Genomic DNA, 17,691 nt, shown 5'->3' with positions numbered 1-17,691 from the left:
CGATTCATTGACTCTCGACAGCCTGCGCAAAGTGGATTCAAATCGCTGTGATTCGAAAGCGATGTGGGGCTGCTTTCGAACATCGTCGCAAGCAGGTTTCCAGGGGGCCGAAGGCATGCCGCGTGCAGACGCCGCGAACGCATGCGTCCAATCCGATTCGATCAAAGGATTGGCGCAATCGATCGCGAAACCTGCCTATCATCGGCTCCTGATCGCGGAGCCGGCGCTGCGCCGCGCCGTGCCGACGCTCATCATCGCGTTCCTGATCACGATCTGCCTCGGCGCGTTCGTGCAGGTCGTCGATCAGACGCGTCAGAAGCGGCTGGTGATCCGCCACGACATCTCGGCGCTGGCCGATTTGCTCGCCGAGCGTATCGATCGCCTCATGTCCACGCGGCAGGAGCGGCTCAAGAACATCGAGAATTTGCCGACGCTGCTGCCCGACCTGATCCCGTCCTGGGGCACGGCCAACGGTCGCCACGTCGTCGTCACCTCGGCCGGCATCGACCGCCGCATCCTCGCCCGCATTCCCATCGACAGCGACCCTGCCGGCAACGACCGCCTGCTCGATGCGATCACGACGGCGCAGTTGCTCGCGGCGCCGCCGCGCGACGGCAACATCTCCGACATGACGCTGCCGAACGGCAACGCCGCGATGGCGACCTCGCGGCAGATCAAATCGCTGCCGGGCTTCGTCACCGTGATCCAAGAGCGCAACGAGCCGATCTGGGGTTCGGATGCCGCGCTCTCGGTGACGCTGTCGGCGACGACGGGCTTCGTCGTCCTGATCCTCGGCTTCGCCTTCCACTGGCAATCGACCCGCGCCCGCGAAGGCGACCTCATCAACGACGCCGTGCGCGGCCGCATCGATACCGCGCTCAACCGCGGCCGTTGCGGGCTGTGGGACTGGGACCTGTCGCGCGGCCGAATCTTCTGGTCGCAGTCGATGTTCTCGATGCTCGGCCTCGACGGCCGCAACGAGCTCCTCACCTTCGGCGAGGTCAACGCACTGGTGAAGTCCGACGACATCGACCTGTTCGAGATCGCCGACCAGCTGATCTCCGAGAAGATCGACCACATCGACCAGACCTTCCGCATGCAGCATGTCGACGGCCATTGGATCTGGCTGCGCGTCCGCTGCGAGAAGACGCGCGGGGCGACGGATTCCAGCGTGCATCTGATCGGCATCGCCGTCGACATCACCGAGCAGAAGAGCCTTGCCGAGCGCACCGTCGAAGCCGACCTTCGCCTGCGCGACGCCATCGAGACCATTCCGGAGGCCTTCGTGCTGTGGGACGCGAGCGACCGCCTCGTGCTCTGCAACTCGCACTTCCAGCGCCTGCACAAGCTGCCTGACACGGCCGTCATCCCCGGCACTTCCTACGAGACCGTGCTCGAGGTCGGCCGCATGCCGGAGGTTCGCACCCGCCACAACGAGACCGGCATCCAGGGTCCGGGCGCGCGCACTTTCGAGGCGCAGCTCGACGACGGCAGCTGGCTGCACATCAGCGAGCGCCGGACCAAGGACGGCGGCTACGTCTCGGTCGGCACCGACATCACCCGCATCAAGGAGCACGAGCAGAAGCTGGTCGACAACGATTTGCGCCTGCGCGCCACCGTCATCGACCTCAAGCGCTCGCAGGCCGCGCTGGAGCGCCAGACCAACGAGCTCGCCGATCTCGCCGAGAAATACCAGCGCGAGAAGACCCGCGCCGAGGAAGCCAACCAGACCAAGTCGAAATTCCTCGCCAACATGAGCCACGAGCTGCGCACGCCGCTCAACGCCATCATCGGCTTCTCCGAGATCATGGGCTCGGGCATGTTCGGCGAGCTCGGCTCCGAGAAGTACCAGGAATACTGCCAGGACATCCTGACCAGCGGCCATTATCTGCTCGAAGTCATCAACGACATCCTCGACATGTCCAAGATCGAGGCCGGCCGCATGAAGCTCGACATGGAAGAGCTCGACCTCGGACAGACGCTCGCGGAGTCGCTTCGTGTCGTCACCGGCCGGGCGCAGGACAAGAACCTGACGCTCGATGCCGAGATCGAGAAATCGATCTCCGTCGTCGCCGACCGCCGCGCCACCAAGCAGATCATCGTCAATCTGCTGTCCAACGCGGTGAAGTTCACGCCCGACGGCGGACGCATCGTGGTGCGCAGCCGCCAGCTCGAGGACAGGATCGTGCTGATGATCGCCGACACCGGCATCGGCATCGCGCCGCACTCGCTGGCGCGGCTCGGCCGCCCGTTCGAGCAGGTCGAGAGCCAGCTCACCAAGACCTATCACGGCTCGGGACTGGGGCTCGCCATCGCGCGCTCGCTGGCGCAGCTCCACGGCGGCTCGATGCGGCTGCGCTCGAAACTTGAAGTCGGCACCGTCGTCCGCGTGACCCTGCCGCGCGACGCGGTCAAGGCGGCGTCCGGAATCTCGGCTGCGGCTTAAGCCTGGCGGGAAGCTCGCCTGCGGCCATCCTTCGAGACGCCCGCCTCCGGCGGGCCCTCAGGATGAGGGCGGAGTATGTGGCGGCCGCTTCAACGAACATCGATACAACTGAGCCTCATCCTGAGAGCCTGACTCAAAATAAGTCATTGAGATATCAAGCTCTGGCCAGTCGACGAGAGAGCAGACGGATGCTTGCGATGAGGACCCATGCCTCCGCGCTGGCGATGGTTGCCTCGAAGTCCTTGGCAAGCCGTCGATTGCGACCGAACCAGGCGAACGTACGCTCAACGACCCATCGTCGGGGTTCGGCTTTGAACGTTCCAACGCTTTGCGAGCGGGTGACGATTTCAATGGTCCATTTGCCCAGGTCAGCGATGGCATCGAGCAGCTTTGGACCACGATAGACGCGATCGGCGAAGATGTGGCGCAGGCCGGGGAACAGGCGGCCGATGATTCGCAGCAGCGGAACTGCGCCGTGATTGTCTTGAAGATTGGCGGGATGCACCTGCACAGCTAGCAAGGAGCCCTCGGTATCGGTGACGATATGACGCTTGCGTCCTTTGACGCGCTTGGCCATGTCAAACCCGCTTGGACCGCCACTTTCCGTGGTCTTCACACTCTGGCTGTCGATAATCCCAGCCGTTGGCGTAGGTTCGCGTCCTTGCCGTTGCCGAACGCGTTGGACCAGCGTGTCATTGATCGTGCGCCACAAGCCAGACCCGCGCCACTTGTAAAAATAATACTGAACCGTCGAGCACGCCGGGAAGTCCTTGGGCAGTGCTCGCCACTGGCAGCCGCTAGCGCCAATGTAGAGAATTGCATTCATGATCACGCGGAGACTGATCTTTCGCGGACGGCCGAGCCGACAGCAGACAGGCATCAACGGCTCAAGCAAACTCCACTCCGCATCCGTCATGTCACTTGCGTAACGAAGTCCATCGCGCCGATATTGTTCGCGGGTGATTTCGGTCCAACACATGTTGTGCTCCCTCGAGTCTTCGCAAACACGAGAGAATCACAACGGGCTGAAATCACTCAATTTTCTTTTCCGGTCAGGCTCTGAGGAGGCGCGGTAGCGCCGTCGCGAAGGACGAGGCGCTTGCTCGACCCTACAGCTGCAGCGACGGCGCAACCTCGCGCGCGACGTTGACCAGCGCCGCGATCAGCGGGGTCATCGGATCACGCTGCGGGATCACCATGCCGATGCTGTAATTGACATCGGGATCGGTGATCGGGATCGAGCGGACCGTGTCGGAAAGGCCGAGCGTCTCGGCAAGCTTGGCCGGCATCACGCTCGCCCAGCGCCCCGTCTTCACATGCGTGAACAGCACGAGCAGCGAGTTCGAGGTCAGCGTCGGCGTCGCCTCGGCGCCGACCGAGCGCAGCGCGCGATCGATGATGCGGCGGTTCTGCATGTCGGGCGTCAGGAGGCACAGCGGCACCTGCCCAACTTCCTTCCACGTCACCGTCTCGCGATCGCCGAACATTCCGTCCGGCGCGGTCAGCAGGCGATAGCTCTCGTTGTAGAGCGGAATGGTGCGCACCTTGCCGATCGGCTCGTTCTCGATATAGGTCAGCCCCGCATCGACCTCGAGATTTTCGAGCAGCCCCAGCACCTCCGATGAAGTCGTGGACTGGATGCGGAAGCGCACCTCGGGATGCTTGGCGCGGAATGGCGTCGTCAGTTGCGCGACCATGCCGAGCACGGTCGGGATCGCCGCGATGCGGATTTCGCCGGAGAGCTGATGCTTCAGCCCGTTGATCTCGTCGCGCATGGCGCGGGCGTCGCCCACGATCCGCCGCGCCCAATCCAGCGCCCGCTCGCCTTCGGGAGTGAAGCCCTGGAACCGCGATCCGCGCTGCACCAGCATCACGCCGAGAATCTCCTCGAGCTGCTTCAGCCCGGTCGACATGGTCGGTTGCGTCACGCCGCAAACCTCTGCCGCGCGACCAAAATGCCGCTCCTTCGCCAGCGCCAGCAGCAGTTCAAGCTTGTCGATCAACCGGACGTCCCCTCGAATTTTGTCGTGGCATGCAAGCTAGCACGGCAGGCCGTTACCAACACGGAAAAACCGGCAAGCGGAACGCGCTTAATCGCGTTTCCGTATCGGTCGATTGCGTTCGCAAATCGATCCGAATTCGCAATCGCAGCATGAGACAGCTTTATTGATCTTCGAACGATTCCAAATAGTTTGCGCTCCAGGGACGCTCAATCTGAGAACGAAGAATGACAGCGGTTTACGAGTCTGCTTACGAGCCTTGGAACGAGGCGCGCGGCGCCGAGATCATCGCCGAACATGCCAAGCAGGAAGGCGCGACTCTCGTCATCCTCCACGCGCTTCAGGAAGCATTCGGCTACGTGCCCGAGCCGGTCATTCCGATGGTGGCACAGGCGTTGAATCTGTCGCGCGCCGAGGTGCATGGCGTCTTCACCTTCTACCATGATTTCAGGCACAAGCCGGCCGGCCGCCATGTGCTGAAGCTGTGCCGCGCCGAGGCCTGTCAGGCTGCGGGTGGCGACGCATTGGCTGCGCGCGCGGAGGCAAAGCTCGGCGTGCCGCTCGGCAAGACGACAGCGGATGATCGCGTCACGCTGGAGCCGATCTACTGTCTCGGCCTGTGCGCGACGGCACCGTCCGCGATGCTCGACGGCCGGCTGATTGGCCGGCTCGACGAGAAGCGCCTCGATGCACTGGTTGCGGAGGCACAACGATGAGCATGCGTCTATTCGTCTCACGCGACGCGGGTGCGGTGGCCGTAGGCGCCGATGAGGTTGCGCTGGCGCTGGAGCAGGCCGCGGCCAAGCGTGGCGTGGCTGTCGAGATTATCCGGACCGGCTCGCGCGGCCTGTACTGGCTGGAGCCGCTGGTCGAAGTGGCGACGCCGCAGGGCCGGATCGCCTTCGGCCCCGTGACCGAGGCCGATGTGCCCTCCCTGCTCGACGCGCTCGCCGGCAACACGCCGCATCTGCTGCGACTGGGCGCGACCGACGAGATTCCCTGGCTGAAGCGCCAGACCCGCCTCACCTTCGCCCGCTGCGGCGTGATCGATCCGCGCTCGCTCGACGACTATCGCGCCCATGGCGGCTACAAGGGCCTCGAGCGCGCACTGTGGCTCGGCTCGGATGCGATCCTCAATGAAGTGACGGCATCGGGCCTGCGCGGCCGTGGCGGTGCGGGTTTCCCGACCGGCATCAAGTGGAAGACCGTCAGTCAGGCCAAGGCCGATCGCAAATTCATCGTCTGCAACGCCGACGAAGGCGACAGTGGCACCTTTGCCGACCGCATGATCATGGAAGGCGATCCCTTTCTCGTCATCGAGGGCATGACGACATCAGGCATCACGGTCGGCGCCACCAAGGGCTACATCTACATCCGCAGCGAATATCCGCACGCGGTCGAGGCGATGAACGCCGCGATCAAGGCTGCGAGGCGCGGCGGCTATCTCGGCGACAAGATCGGCGGCTCGACCTATAGCTTCGACATGGAAGTGCGCGTCGGCGCCGGCGCTTATGTCTGCGGCGAGGAGACCTCGCTGCTGGAGAGCCTCGAAGGCCGCCGTGGCCTGGTGCGCGCCAAGCCGCCACTGCCCGCCCATCACGGCCTGTTCGGCAAGCCGACCGTCATCAACAACGTGCTGTCGTTCGCAGCCATTCCCTTCATCCTCGCCGAAGGTGCCAAGGCCTATGCCGATTTCGGCATGGGCCGCTCGCGCGGCACGATGCCGATCCAGCTCGCCGGCAACATCCGCCATGGCGGGCTGTTCGAGACCGCGTTCGGCGTCACGCTCGGCGAGCTCGTCGACGACATCGGCGGCGGCACGTTCACCGGCCGCCCGGTTCGCGCGGTGCAGGTCGGTGGCCCGCTGGGCGCCTACTTCCCGCGCGCGCTGTTCGACACACCGTTCGACTACGAGGCGTTCGCGGCGCGAGACGGCCTGATCGGCCATGGCGGCATCGTCGTGTTCGACGACAGCGTCGACATGCGCAGGCAAGCCCGCTTCGCCATGGAGTTCTGCGCCGTCGAATCCTGCGGCAAGTGCACGCCCTGCCGCATCGGCTCGACCCGCGGCGTCGAGACCATCGAGAAGATCATTCGGGGCGAGCGGGTCGCCGAAAATCTCGCGCTCGTCGAAGACCTCTGCAACACCATGAAATTCGGCTCGCTCTGCGCACTCGGCGGCTTCACGCCCTACCCCGTGCTCAGCGCATTGAAGCACTTCCGGGAAGATTTTGCGCCCGTACCGACCACGCTTCAGGCCGCGGAATAGGAGAACAACGATGTCTCTGATCGAAGAAATCGACTACGGCACGCCGCGCTCCAAATCGGAAACGATGGTGACGCTGACCATCGACGGCAATCAGGTCACGGTGCCCGAGGGCACCTCGATCATGCGGGCGGCGATGGACGCGGGTCATCAGATCCCGAAGCTCTGCGCAACCGACATGGTCGACGCGTTCGGCTCCTGCCGCCTCTGTGTCGTCGAGATCGAGGGCCGCGCCGGCACGCCTGCCTCCTGCACCACGCCGGCCATGAACGGCCTCGTCGTGCACACCCAGAGCGAACGGCTGAAGAAGCTGCGCAAGGGCGTGATGGAGCTCTACATCTCCGACCACCCGCTCGACTGCCTCACCTGCGGCGCCAACGGCGATTGCGAGCTGCAGGACATGGCCGGCGCCGTCGGCCTACGCGACGTCCGCTACGGCTATGAGGGCGAGAACCACGTCTTCGCAAAATCCCATGGCGAGATCAACGCCGCCTGGATGCCGAAGGACGAGTCCAATCCGTACTTCACCTACGATCCCTCCAAGTGCATCGTCTGCTCGCGCTGCGTCCGCGCCTGCGAAGAGGTGCAAGGCACCTTCGCGCTGACGATCTCCGGCCGCGGCTTCGACAGCCGCGTCTCGCCGGGCATGAGCGAGAGTTTTCTGGGCTCCGAATGCGTCTCCTGCGGCGCCTGCGTGCAGGCCTGCCCGACCGCGACGCTGACCGAGAAGTCGGTGATCGAGATCGGCCAGCCCGAGCATTCGGTCGTCACCACCTGCGCCTATTGCGGCGTCGGCTGCACCTTCAAGGCCGAGATGCGCGGCGAGGAAGTCGTGCGCATGGTGCCGTACAAGGACGGCAAGGCCAATCGCGGCCATTCCTGCGTCAAGGGCCGCTTCGCCTGGGGTTACACCAATCACAAGGAACGCATTCTCAATCCGATGATCCGCGAGCGGATCGAGGATCCCTGGCGCGAAGTGTCATGGGATGAGGCGTTCTCGTTTGCCGCCACCAAGATGCGCGGCATCCAGAAGAAGTACGGCCGCGACGCCATCGGCGGCATCACCTCCTCCCGCTGCACCAACGAAGAAACCTATCTGGTGCAGAAGCTGATCCGCGCCGGCTTCGGCAACAACAATGTCGACACCTGCGCCCGCGTCTGCCACTCCCCGACCGGCTATGGCCTGTCGCAGACCTTCGGCACGTCGGCCGGCACGCAGGATTTCGACTCGGTGGAAGACACCGACGTTGCCGTGATCATCGGTGCCAACCCGGCCTCGGCTCACCCCGTGTTCGCCTCGCGCCTGAAGAAGCGGCTGCGCCAGGGCGCCAAGCTGATCGTGATCGACCCGCGCCGGACCGAGATGGTGGAATCGCCGCATGTGAAGGCGCTGCACCTGCCGCTGATGCCCGGCACCAACGTCGCCGTCGTCACCGCGCTGGCGCACGTGATCGTCACCGAAGGCCTCGCCGACGAAGCCTTCGTGCGCGAGCGCTGCGACTGGAGCGAGTTCGAGGAATGGGCGGCCTTCGTCGCGCAGCCCAAGCACAGCCCGGAAGCCACCGCCATCCTGACCGGCGTCGATCCGAAGGATCTGCGCGAAGCGGCTCGCATCTACGCGACCGGCGGCAACGGCGCGATCTATTACGGCCTCGGCGTCACCGAGCACAGCCAGGGTTCGACCACGGTGATCGCGATCGCCAACCTCGCGATGGCGACCGGCAATATCGGCCGTCCTGGCGTCGGCGTGAACCCGCTGCGCGGCCAGAACAACGTGCAGGGCTCCTGCGACATGGGCTCGTTCCCGCACGAGCTGCCGGGCTATCGCCACATCTCCGGCGATGCCGTGCGCGACCAGTTCGAGGCGCTATGGAACGTCAAGCTCAACCCGGAGCCGGGCCTGCGCATTCCCAACATGTTCGACGCCGCGATCGAAGGCTCGTTCATGGGCATCTACGTGCAGGGCGAGGACATTCTCCAGTCCGATCCGAACACCAAGCATGTGGTCGCAGCACTTTCGGCGATGGAGTGCGTCATCGTCCACGACCTCTTCCTGAACGAAACCGCGAACTACGCCCACGTCTTCCTGCCCGGCTCGAGCTTCCTCGAGAAGGACGGCACCTTCACCAACGCCGAGCGCCGCATCCAGCGCGTTCGCAAGGTGATGTCGCCCAAGAACGGCATGGCCGACTGGGAGGTCACCATTGCGCTCGCCAAGGCGATGGGCCTCGAGATGAACTACAGCCATCCGTCCGAGATCATGGACGAGATCGCGGCGCTGACGCCGACGTTTGCGGGCGTTTCCTATGCCAAGCTCGACGAGCTCGGCTCGGTGCAGTGGCCCTGCAACGAGAAGGCGCCCGAGGGCACGCCGGTCATGCACATCGGCGGCTTCGTTCGCGGCAAGGGCAAGTTCATCGTCACCGAATATGTCGCCACCGACGAGCGCACCGGCCCCCGCTTCCCGCTGCTGCTCACCACGGGCCGCATCCTCAGCCAGTACAATGTCGGTGCGCAGACACGGCGCACCGAGAACGTGGTCTGGCACGCCGAGGACCGGCTCGAGATCCATCCGCACGATGCCGAGCAGCGCGGCGTGCGCGACGGCGACTGGGTGCGGCTGCAGAGCCGCGCCGGCGAGACCACGCTGCGTGCGGAGATCACCGACCGCGTGTCGCCGGGTGTCGTCTACACCACCTTCCACCATCCGGACACGCAGGCCAACGTGATCACGACCGACTTTTCGGACTGGGCGACCAACTGCCCCGAATACAAGGTCACGGCGGTGCAGATCTCGCCGTCGAACGGCCCGTCCGACTGGCAGAAGTCCTACGACGAGCAGGCGCGGCATTCCCGCCGCATCGCACCCGCCGAGGCCGCGGAGTAACGGCATGCACGTGCCGGTCCAGGCCATCGACCGCGAAATCTGGCGCGACGGTGTCGCGTCGGAGGGCGCTCGGCTGATCCCGGAGGAGACGCCGCTGGCGCTGACCTACAATGGCGGCACCTATGCCGTCATGATGGGAACGCCGCAGAACCTGGAAGATTTTGCGGTCGGCTTCAGTCTGGACGAAGGCATCATCACATCGGTCGACGACATCAAGTCGCTCGAAGTGGTCCGCCTCGACGACGGCATCGAGCTGCGCATGTGGCTGGAGTCGGAGAACGCTGCGCGCATCAGCGAGCGGCGCCGGCATATTGCCGGCCCGACCGGCTGCGGCATCTGCGGCATCGACTCCATCGCGGAGGCCATAAGGCCTGCCGCCATCGTGCCGCAAGGGACCAGCTTCACGCCGCAGCAAATCATGGCCGCAATGCAGGCGATCGCGCCCCTGCAATCCATCAACATGCAGACCCGCGCGGTCCATGCCGCCGCCTTCTGGTCGCCGTCGGGTGGCATCGTTGCCCTGCGCGAGGACGTCGGCCGTCATAACGCGCTCGACAAGCTCGCGGGTTCGCTGGCGCGCAGCCGCACCGACGCGAGCGGCGGCATCGTGCTGCTGACGAGCCGCGTCTCGGTCGAGATGGTGCAAAAGACGGCCGCCATCGGCGCGCCGGTGATGGTCGCGGTCTCCGCCCCCACCGCGCTCGCGGTTCGCACCGCGGAAGCCGCCGGAATCACGCTGATTGCGATTGCCCGCAGCGACGGGTTTGAAGTGTTCACGCACCAGGGCCGCGTGTCGGCTCATCGTGCCCAGGAGATCATCAATGTCGTCGCCTGACCGCCTCGTCTACATGGCCAACCAGATCGGCACGTTCTTCAAGAGCCAGGGCCACGACAAGGCCGTGCCGGGCATTGCCGACCACATCAAGAAGTTCTGGGATCCCAGGATGAAGCGCGCGATCTTCGCTCATCTCGACGCGGGTGGCGCGGGGCTGGAGCCGAACGTGCGCGAGGCTCTCACCTCGCTGAAGCAGACGACGTCCCTTCCAGCAACACCGTAAACACGCGCCGCACCTCGCTCTGCGTTTCCTTCACGCGTGCCTCCAGCGACGAGAAGTCCGGCGCATCGCCGGCGCGCGCCATCACGCGCTGAAGGTCGGTGCCGGCAGTGTCGGGCTTGAAGCCGTCGCTGACGCACAGCCGCAGGATCTGCGTCAGATCGTGATAGAGCCGCGCCGCTGCGCGAAGAATCTCCGCCTCCGATTGCGACAGCACACCGAGCCTGGCGGCGTTGTCCAGAACCTGAAGCGTGCCGACGTCCAGGATCTCCGGCTTGTCGTGCGCATGCACCAGCTGGAGATATTGCGCGATGAAGTCGATATCGACCATGCCGCCGGCGGCATATTTGAGATCCCAATGGTCGCTCTCGCCCTTCTCCTGCGCGATCGCGCGCCGCATGTCGGCGACGTCGTTGGCGATGATCGCCCGGTCGCGGCGGCGGGTCAGGACCTCGCGGATGATGCGCTCGATGCGCGCCTGGAATTCCGGCGAAGCGGACACAACGCGCGCCCGGGTCAGGGCCATGTGCTCCCAGGTCCAGGCCTCATTGGCCTGATAGTCCGCGAACGAGACGAGGCTGGACGCGACCGGACCGGCGCGACCCGACGGGCGCAGACGCATGTCGATATCGTAGAGCACGCCGTAATTGGTGCGCGTGGTGAAGGCGCTGATCAGGCGCTGGGTGAAGCGCGCGAAGTAATGGGCCCCCTGAAGTGATTTTGGCCCGTCGGAGTCCGGGTTCTCGCTGTCGAAATCGTACAGCAGGATCAGGTCGAGATCGGACGATGCGGTCATCTCGCGGCTGCCGAGCCGGCCCATCGCGATGATCGCGGTCTCCTGATCGCTGATACGGCCATGCTGGGCGGCGAAGCGTTCGGCGACGAGGTCGTGCACGGTGTGGACGGTGCCTTCCGCGACGTCGGCGAAAGCCGTGCTCGCCTGCTGTGCCGAGACCGTGCCCGAGAGGATGCGCGTGCCGATCAGGAACAGGCTCTCCTGTCCGAACAGGCGCAGGCGATCGAGGAACTCCTCGTAGGAATCGGCGTCGCGCACGGTCGCGGCCAATCGCGCCGACAATTCCTGCTTGTCCGGCATCGCACCGAAGAAGCGCGGATCGATCAGGCCGTCCATGAGCTGCGGCTTGCGCGCCAGCATCTCACCGAGCCGCGGTGCCGCACCCAGCACCAGCGCCACCAGCGCGACGAGATCGCGGTTCTGACCAAGCAGCGTGATCAACCGCCCGCCACGCTGAAGCGCCTGGAGGAAATGATCGAACGACACCACGGCACGATCCGGCTCCTCGGCATGCGCGAGGCCGTCGATCAGGGCTGGCACGAAATCGACGAAAGCGCTTCGGGTCGCCTCAATGCGGAATACGCGATAGTCGCCGGTGATCCAGTCGCGCACGGTCTGCGCGACGGCGGCGGGCTTCTTGAAGCCGAGCGTCGTCAGATATTGCATCAGGCGGGGATCGTCGGGGCCCGCGCCGTAGTCGAGCGCCGGCAGCTTGGCCGTGCCGGTCGGATCATCACCCTCGAACAGCTTTTCATAGTGCCCCTGGACGATCCCGAGCTGCCGCAGCAGGTCGCGCGCAAAGGCTTCGCGATCGGGATAGCCGAAGAAGCGCGCAAAGCGCTCGACCGCCTCCTTGTCGTCGGGCAGCGCATGGGTCTGCTCGTCCGCGATCATCTGAAGACGATGCTCGACCCGGCGCAGGAACTCGTATGCCACGGTCAGCTCGTCGCGTGCGACGGAGGTGATCCAGTTGCTTGCCGTGAGAATGTTCAGCGCGGCCAGCGTCGGCCGCACCCGCAGCTCGGGATGACGGCCGCCCGCAATCAACTGCTGCGTCTGCGCGAAAAACTCGATCTCGCGGATGCCGCCGCGGCCGACCTTGACATTGTGGCCTTCGACCGCGACCTCGCTCTGGCCGCGATAGGTTTGCATCTGCCGCTTCATGTCGTGGACGTCCGCGAGCGCGGCGAAGTCGAGATGCTTGCGCCAGACAAAGGGCGCGATTTCCGCGAGCATCGCCTCGCCCGCCTTGGGATCGCCGGCGCAGGCGCGCGCCTTGATCATCGCGGCGCGCTCCCAGGTGCGCCCTTCCCGCTCGTAATAGTTCAGCGCAGCGTCGCGCGAGATCGCCACCTGCGTCGAGGACGGATCGGGGCGCAAGCGCAGGTCGACGCGGAAGACATAACCGTCATAGGTGCGCTGCTGGAGAATGCGCGCCATGCCCTGCGTCACCCGGACGAAGAACGGCTGCGGCTCGATGTCGGGCGCCAGCGTCGTGTTGTCAGGGTCGAAGAACACGATGAGATCGATATCGCTGGAGTAGTTCAGCTCGCCCGCACCCATCTTGCCCATCGCGAGCACGATCAGGCCGCAGCCCTCCTCGGGCGCGTCGGGATTGGGCGGCAGGATCTTGCCACGTGCGGCTTCCTGCCGCAGCTGGTACGCGAGCGCCGCCTGCACCGAGGACACCGCGACATCGGTCAGCGCCGCCGTCACCCGCATCACCGGCCAGACCCCGCCGATATCGCACAGCGCGGTCAGGAGCGCGGCCTCCGCCTTCATGCGGCGAAGCAGCCGCATCACCTCGGCCTCGTCCGCCGCAGCCAGCACCGCGTCCCTGGCCTCCGCGATCAACGTCACGAGATGCGCGTCCGGATCGCATTCGAGCAAGCGGATCAGCCGCAGTGCATCGGCGCGCGCCAGATCGAACAAATAGGGCGAGAATTCCGCGATGCCTGCGAAAATATCCCGCGCGAAGGGATGAGCCAGCAGCGCTTCCAGACGGGCCAATTGCGCCGGCTCGAGCTCGGCCAGCCAATTCTCAAAGCGGCGTTCGTCTTGTGTGGAAGCGGCAATATGGGGAGCCTCCGCGAAACGTGCGGCGAGCCTCTCACCATGCTTGTCCGCGTTTCCCGGCGCGGAGTGGTTCATGCCACCTTCTGTGGCACATCCGGTATTGGAGGAGCAACCCTGTCGCCGGCCCCTGTGCGCGCCGGCAGCACCATCGTGGCGACGAGCCCGGGCTGGGCATCACCCAGCCGCAATTCTCCGCCATGCAATGTGGCAACTGCGGAGGCGAGGCTGAGGCCGAGGCCGGAGCCCGGCAGCGTGCGGCTCGCTTCCAGCCGCACGAATCGCTCGACGACATGCTTGCGGTCGGCTTCGGGGATACCGGGGCCGCGATCCGTGACGCTGAGCAGCACCTGATCGCCCTCGCGCTTCGCCTCGATCGTGATCTGCCTGGAATCCATGCTGACCACGGTTCCGCCCGTCTGCGCGACCGGCTTGCCGTACTTGATCGCGTTCTCGACGAGATTGGCGAGCGCCTGGCTGATCAGCTCGCGGTTGGCATGAACCGGCGTGGGCTCACGCCTGACCTTCAAGGTCATGCCGTCGTCTTCGGCGAGCGGCTCGTAGAGCTCGTGAATGCCGCCCGCGACATCGGCCGCGTCGAAATCATCCATGTTGCCGCGCGCCTGCCCGGACTCGGCACGTGCGATCATCAAGAGCGCATTGAAGGTACGGATCAGGCCGTCGGATTCCTCGATGGTGCGTTCCAGCGCGGCGCGGTAATCGACCTCGCTGCCCGATTTCGCCAAGGCCTCTTCGGCGCGGTTGCGCAAGCGCGTCAGCGGCGTCTTGAGGTCGTGGGCGATGTTGTCGGAGACCTCCTTCAGCCCCGCCATCAGCGCCTCGATCCGCTCCAGCATGGCATTGAGGTTCTCGGCGAGGCGATCGAGCTCGTCGCCGCTGCGCCCGACCGGCAATCTTTCGCTGAGATCGCCCGTCATGATGCGATGCGCGGTGCCGCTCATGGCATCGATGCGCGTGAGCACGCGGCGCGCGACGAAAATGCCGCCGCCCAGGCCCAGCACCACGACGATCAGGATCGACCATTGCGCCGCCTTGGCGACGATGCCGAACAGGCGACGCCGCTCGTCGAGATCACGGCCGATCAAGAGCCGGAAACCGTTTTCGAGCTCGGTGACGCGCACCAGCGCGCGATGGTTGCGTTCGTCCGCATCCTCGATCCGCTTGTAGGCCGTCTCCGACCATCCGCGCGTCGCCATCACGCCCGGCGCCAGCGAGCCGACATTGCCGGCGATCGCCTGCCCGGTCGGCGTGGTCACGAGGTAGAGGTTGGCCCCCGGCCGCAGAGCGCGGTACTCGATCGCGAGCACGAGGCCGCGCAAGCCGCGGCGGCCGTAGATCTCGTTGATCTCCGAGGTCTCGGCGTTGACCGTCTGCGTGATCTCTTCGTTGATCAGCCGCCGCGTATTCCAGGCGAAATAGGCCAGCAGCGACGCCGCAAACATCGCGAACAGCAGCAGATAGACCAGCGTCAGCCGGAATGCCGTGGTGCGGACGAGTTTACCGAATGCCGTCACGGATCATGTACCCGGCGCCGCGGATCGTATGCAGCAGCGGCCGCTCGAAGCCCTTGTCGATCTTGGAGCGCAGCCGCGAAATGTGCACGTCGATCACGTTGGTCTGCGGATCGAAATGATAGTCCCAGACGTTCTCCAGCAGCATGGTGCGCGTCACCACCTGGCCGGCATGTTTCATCAAATACTCAAGCAGGCGGAATTCGCGCGGCTGGAGGGTCAGCTCATCCTTGCCGCGGGCGACGCGATGGGAGAGCCGATCGAGCTCGAGATCACCGACGCGGTAGAGCGTATCCTCGGCGGGTCCGCCGCGGCGGCGTGACAGCACCTCGACGCGGGCCAGCAGCTCGGCGAAGGAATAGGGTTTTGGCAGATAGTCGTCGCCGCCGGCGCGCAGGCCCTTGATGCGGTCGTCCACTTGGCCGAGCGCGGAGAGAATCAGCACCGGCGTCGTATCGTCCTTGTCGCGGAGCGCGCCGATCACCGACAGGCCGTCGCGCTTGGGCAGCATGCGATCGACCACCAGCACGTCGTAGTCGCCGCTCTCGGCCATGGCTAGGCCTTCCTCGCCGTCGGCGGCGTGGTCGGCAACGTGTCCGACTTCGCGAAATGCCTTCACGAGGTAGTCGGCGGATTCGCGGTCGTCTTCAATGATGAGGAGGCGCATCGTGCGTTCGGCGGCGGTCAAGGGGGGCAACCTTCTCTGAACATGGCGCGGGCGGCAATCGCATGCAAGCCAAGCGAACGGGACTTGGTCGAAAACCTGGGCGAAAACCAGGGTCGGCAAAAAGGCGGGCGGTGAAGCTGGGGGGACCTCACCGCCCTAGGCCTTCCGACGGAGGGGGGCGTAATTCCACCGGAAGGTAGACTGGGGAAGCGAACATTACGCTGCTCCCCCGAAGGGCGCCGGCGGCGGGGGCGACTGATGCCACCGACACCCCTCATCTCGTAAGCCTCCTGAAGGCTCAGCCCTTGGTTAGCCCTTGGCGATGGGCACGGCGACGAAGCGCGACTGGCCGCCGCTCTTCACGCGCATCAGGACGCTGTTCTTGTTGTCGGTCCGCGCCGTGTTGATGGCGTCGCGGACTTCGCCGGCGGTGCTGACGCTCTGGCCGCCGACTTCGAGAATCACGTCGCCTTCCTTGAAGCCGCGTTCGGCCGCAGCACTCTTCGGATCGACTTCAGTGACGACGACGCCGTCCTTGCCGGCGCCGGCGACGGAATTCGCAGGCGCGACGGTCATGCCGAGCTTCGGCACGTCGGTGCCCTTGCTCGCACCCTTGCCGCTGTCCTTGTCGGTGTCGGCCTTGGCCTCGACCGTGTTCGGCAGCTGGCCGAGGGTGAGGTTCACGACCTTGTCCTGGCCCTTGTGCAGCACGTTCAGCTTCACGGTCGCACCGGGCGACAGGCCGCCGATGGTGCGGGCGAGTTCGCGGGCGTCCTTGACGGATTCGCCGTTGACCGACGTGATCACGTCGCCGGACTCGATGCCGGCCTTGGCCGCCGGACCGTTCGCCTGCGGCTCCGCCACCAGCGCGCCTTCGGCCTTCTTCATGCCGAGGCTGTCGGCGATGTCGGAGGTGACGGGCTGAATCTGAACGCCGATCCAGCCGCGGCTGACCGAACCCTTGTCCTTGAGCTGCGCCACCACGCTCTTCACGGTGCTGGCGGGGATCGAGAACGCGATACCGACGCTGCCGCCGGAGGGCGAGTAGATCGCGGTGTTGACGCCCATCACCTCACCGTTGGTGTCGAACGCCGGACCGCCGGAATTGCCCTTGTTCACGGGGGCGTCGATCTGGATGAAATCGTCATAGGGGCCGTTGCCGATGTCGCGGCCGCTGGCCGAGACGATGCCGGCGGTCACGGTGCCGCCAAGACCAAAGGGATTGCCGACCGCGAGCACCCAGTCGCCGATCCGCGGCTTGCCGTCGGCGAGCTTGGCGAACGGGAAATTCGAGCTGCCCTCGACCTTGATCAAGGCGAGGTCGGTGCGCTGGTCGGTACCGATCACCTTGGCGGTGTAGGTCTTGCCGTCGTCGAGGGTCACCTCGACCTTGTCGGCGCCATCGACCACGTGGTTGTTGGTCACGGCAAAGCCGTCAGCCGAGATGAAGAAGCCGGAGCCCTGGCCCTGAACGACGCGGCCACGACCGCCACCACCCTTCAGGCCCGGGACGCCGTCCGGACCGCCGAAGCGGCGGAAGAAGCGCTCCATCGGCGAGCCCGGCTGGAACGGCGACTGCGCGTCATCGCCATCATCGTTGCTTGCGGTCTTTTCCTTGATGTTGACCTTCACCGAGATCACCGACGGCTTCACGCGCTCGACGATGTCGGCGAAGCCGATCGGACGCTCGACCTTGCGGACCTCGTTGTTGACCTGCGCGTGCGCCGGGCTGGAGAACAGATCGGCCGGCGAGGTCGACGGGCTGAAGCCGTGGACGGCAAGGCCGAGGCCGGCGATGACCGACGCCATCAGCGCGATCTTGCGCGCGGAGAAGACCGACCGGCGGGGCTGCCGGTAGGACGAAAGGTTGGTGAGGTCGATACGGTCGGACATGCAGGGAATCTCCAGGGCCTTGAATTTCTTTGGGTGCCGGATGGCAGCACCTTACGGACCTGAAGATGGGGGCTCG

Annotated in this window: 12 protein-coding genes; 6 read left to right on the top strand and 6 right to left on the bottom strand. The window is 65.5% G+C overall.

Features of this window, described 5'->3' with window-relative positions:
- Positions 1 to 115: 115 nt before the first annotated feature.
- On the top strand, positions 116 to 2,446 hold the full coding sequence (locus AB7532_RS11815) for a PAS domain-containing sensor histidine kinase (protein WP_441234960.1): 2,331 nt from the start codon (positions 116 to 118) through the stop codon (positions 2,444 to 2,446).
- 154 nt (positions 2,447 to 2,600) lie between these two features.
- Here AB7532_RS11815 and AB7532_RS11810 read toward each other — a convergent pair whose 3' ends face one another.
- Together AB7532_RS11810 and AB7532_RS11805 are read right to left on the bottom strand one after the other, a co-directional pair.
- Positions 2,601 to 3,425, bottom strand: coding sequence for an IS5 family transposase (locus AB7532_RS11810; RefSeq protein ID WP_441233133.1), 825 nt, complete (start codon positions 3,423 to 3,425; stop codon positions 2,601 to 2,603).
- 130 nt (positions 3,426 to 3,555) lie between these two features.
- A complete protein-coding gene (locus tag AB7532_RS11805; RefSeq protein WP_014496684.1) occupies positions 3,556 to 4,449 on the bottom strand; it encodes a LysR family transcriptional regulator in 894 nt (297 codons plus the stop codon).
- A 224-nt stretch (positions 4,450 to 4,673) separates the two neighbouring features.
- Between AB7532_RS11805 and AB7532_RS11800 the strand changes: the two genes are divergently transcribed.
- The 5 genes from AB7532_RS11800 to AB7532_RS11780 are packed head-to-tail and all read left to right on the top strand — an operon-like array spanning position 4,674 to position 10,657.
- Positions 4,674 to 5,162 (top strand): formate dehydrogenase subunit gamma, encoded by a 489-nt coding sequence (locus tag AB7532_RS11800; protein WP_441234959.1) that lies wholly within the window; start codon positions 4,674 to 4,676, stop codon positions 5,160 to 5,162.
- The gene (locus AB7532_RS11795) at positions 5,159 to 6,715 is read left to right on the top strand and encodes a formate dehydrogenase beta subunit (protein ID WP_441234958.1); all 1,557 of its coding nucleotides are present in this window, start codon (positions 5,159 to 5,161) and stop codon (positions 6,713 to 6,715) included. The genes AB7532_RS11800 and AB7532_RS11795 overlap by 4 nt, the downstream gene beginning before the upstream one ends.
- Before the next feature lie 10 nt (positions 6,716 to 6,725).
- The gene (gene fdhF / locus AB7532_RS11790) at positions 6,726 to 9,599 is read left to right on the top strand and encodes a formate dehydrogenase subunit alpha (RefSeq protein WP_441234957.1); all 2,874 of its coding nucleotides are present in this window, start codon (positions 6,726 to 6,728) and stop codon (positions 9,597 to 9,599) included.
- A 4-nt stretch (positions 9,600 to 9,603) separates the two neighbouring features.
- The gene (gene fdhD / locus AB7532_RS11785; protein WP_441234956.1) at positions 9,604 to 10,434 is read left to right on the top strand and encodes a formate dehydrogenase accessory sulfurtransferase FdhD; all 831 of its coding nucleotides are present in this window, start codon (positions 9,604 to 9,606) and stop codon (positions 10,432 to 10,434) included.
- Positions 10,421 to 10,657, top strand: coding sequence for a formate dehydrogenase subunit delta (locus AB7532_RS11780; RefSeq protein ID WP_441234955.1), 237 nt, complete (start codon positions 10,421 to 10,423; stop codon positions 10,655 to 10,657). Before fdhD ends, AB7532_RS11780 begins: the two co-directional genes overlap by 14 nt.
- Here the strand turns inward: AB7532_RS11780 and AB7532_RS11775 are convergent.
- From AB7532_RS11775 to AB7532_RS11760, 4 genes are all read right to left on the bottom strand, one after another.
- Complete coding sequence (locus tag AB7532_RS11775) at positions 10,614 to 13,601, bottom strand: bifunctional [glutamine synthetase] adenylyltransferase/[glutamine synthetase]-adenylyl-L-tyrosine phosphorylase (RefSeq protein ID WP_441234954.1); 2,988 nt, start codon at positions 13,599 to 13,601, stop codon at positions 10,614 to 10,616. The two genes, AB7532_RS11780 and AB7532_RS11775, sit on opposite strands and share 44 nt — an antisense overlap.
- A complete protein-coding gene (locus AB7532_RS11770; protein WP_441234953.1) occupies positions 13,598 to 15,058 on the bottom strand; it encodes an ATP-binding protein in 1,461 nt (486 codons plus the stop codon). Before AB7532_RS11770 ends, AB7532_RS11775 begins: the two co-directional genes overlap by 4 nt.
- Positions 15,042 to 15,722, bottom strand: a complete 681-nt coding sequence (locus AB7532_RS11765) for a response regulator transcription factor (RefSeq protein ID WP_441234952.1) — start codon at positions 15,720 to 15,722, stop codon at positions 15,042 to 15,044. Before AB7532_RS11765 ends, AB7532_RS11770 begins: the two co-directional genes overlap by 17 nt.
- A gap of 309 nt (positions 15,723 to 16,031) precedes the next feature.
- Positions 16,032 to 17,615: a Do family serine endopeptidase gene (locus AB7532_RS11760; protein ID WP_441234951.1), complete on the bottom strand. Its 1,584-nt coding sequence runs from the start codon at positions 17,613 to 17,615 to the stop codon at positions 16,032 to 16,034.
- Positions 17,616 to 17,691: the final 76 nt, after the last annotated feature.

Source organism: Bradyrhizobium sp. 930_D9_N1_4, assembly GCF_052076015.1.
Taxonomy (GTDB): Bacteria; Pseudomonadota; Alphaproteobacteria; order Rhizobiales; family Xanthobacteraceae; genus Bradyrhizobium.
This window is presented reverse-complemented; position numbering and strand designations above follow the sequence as displayed.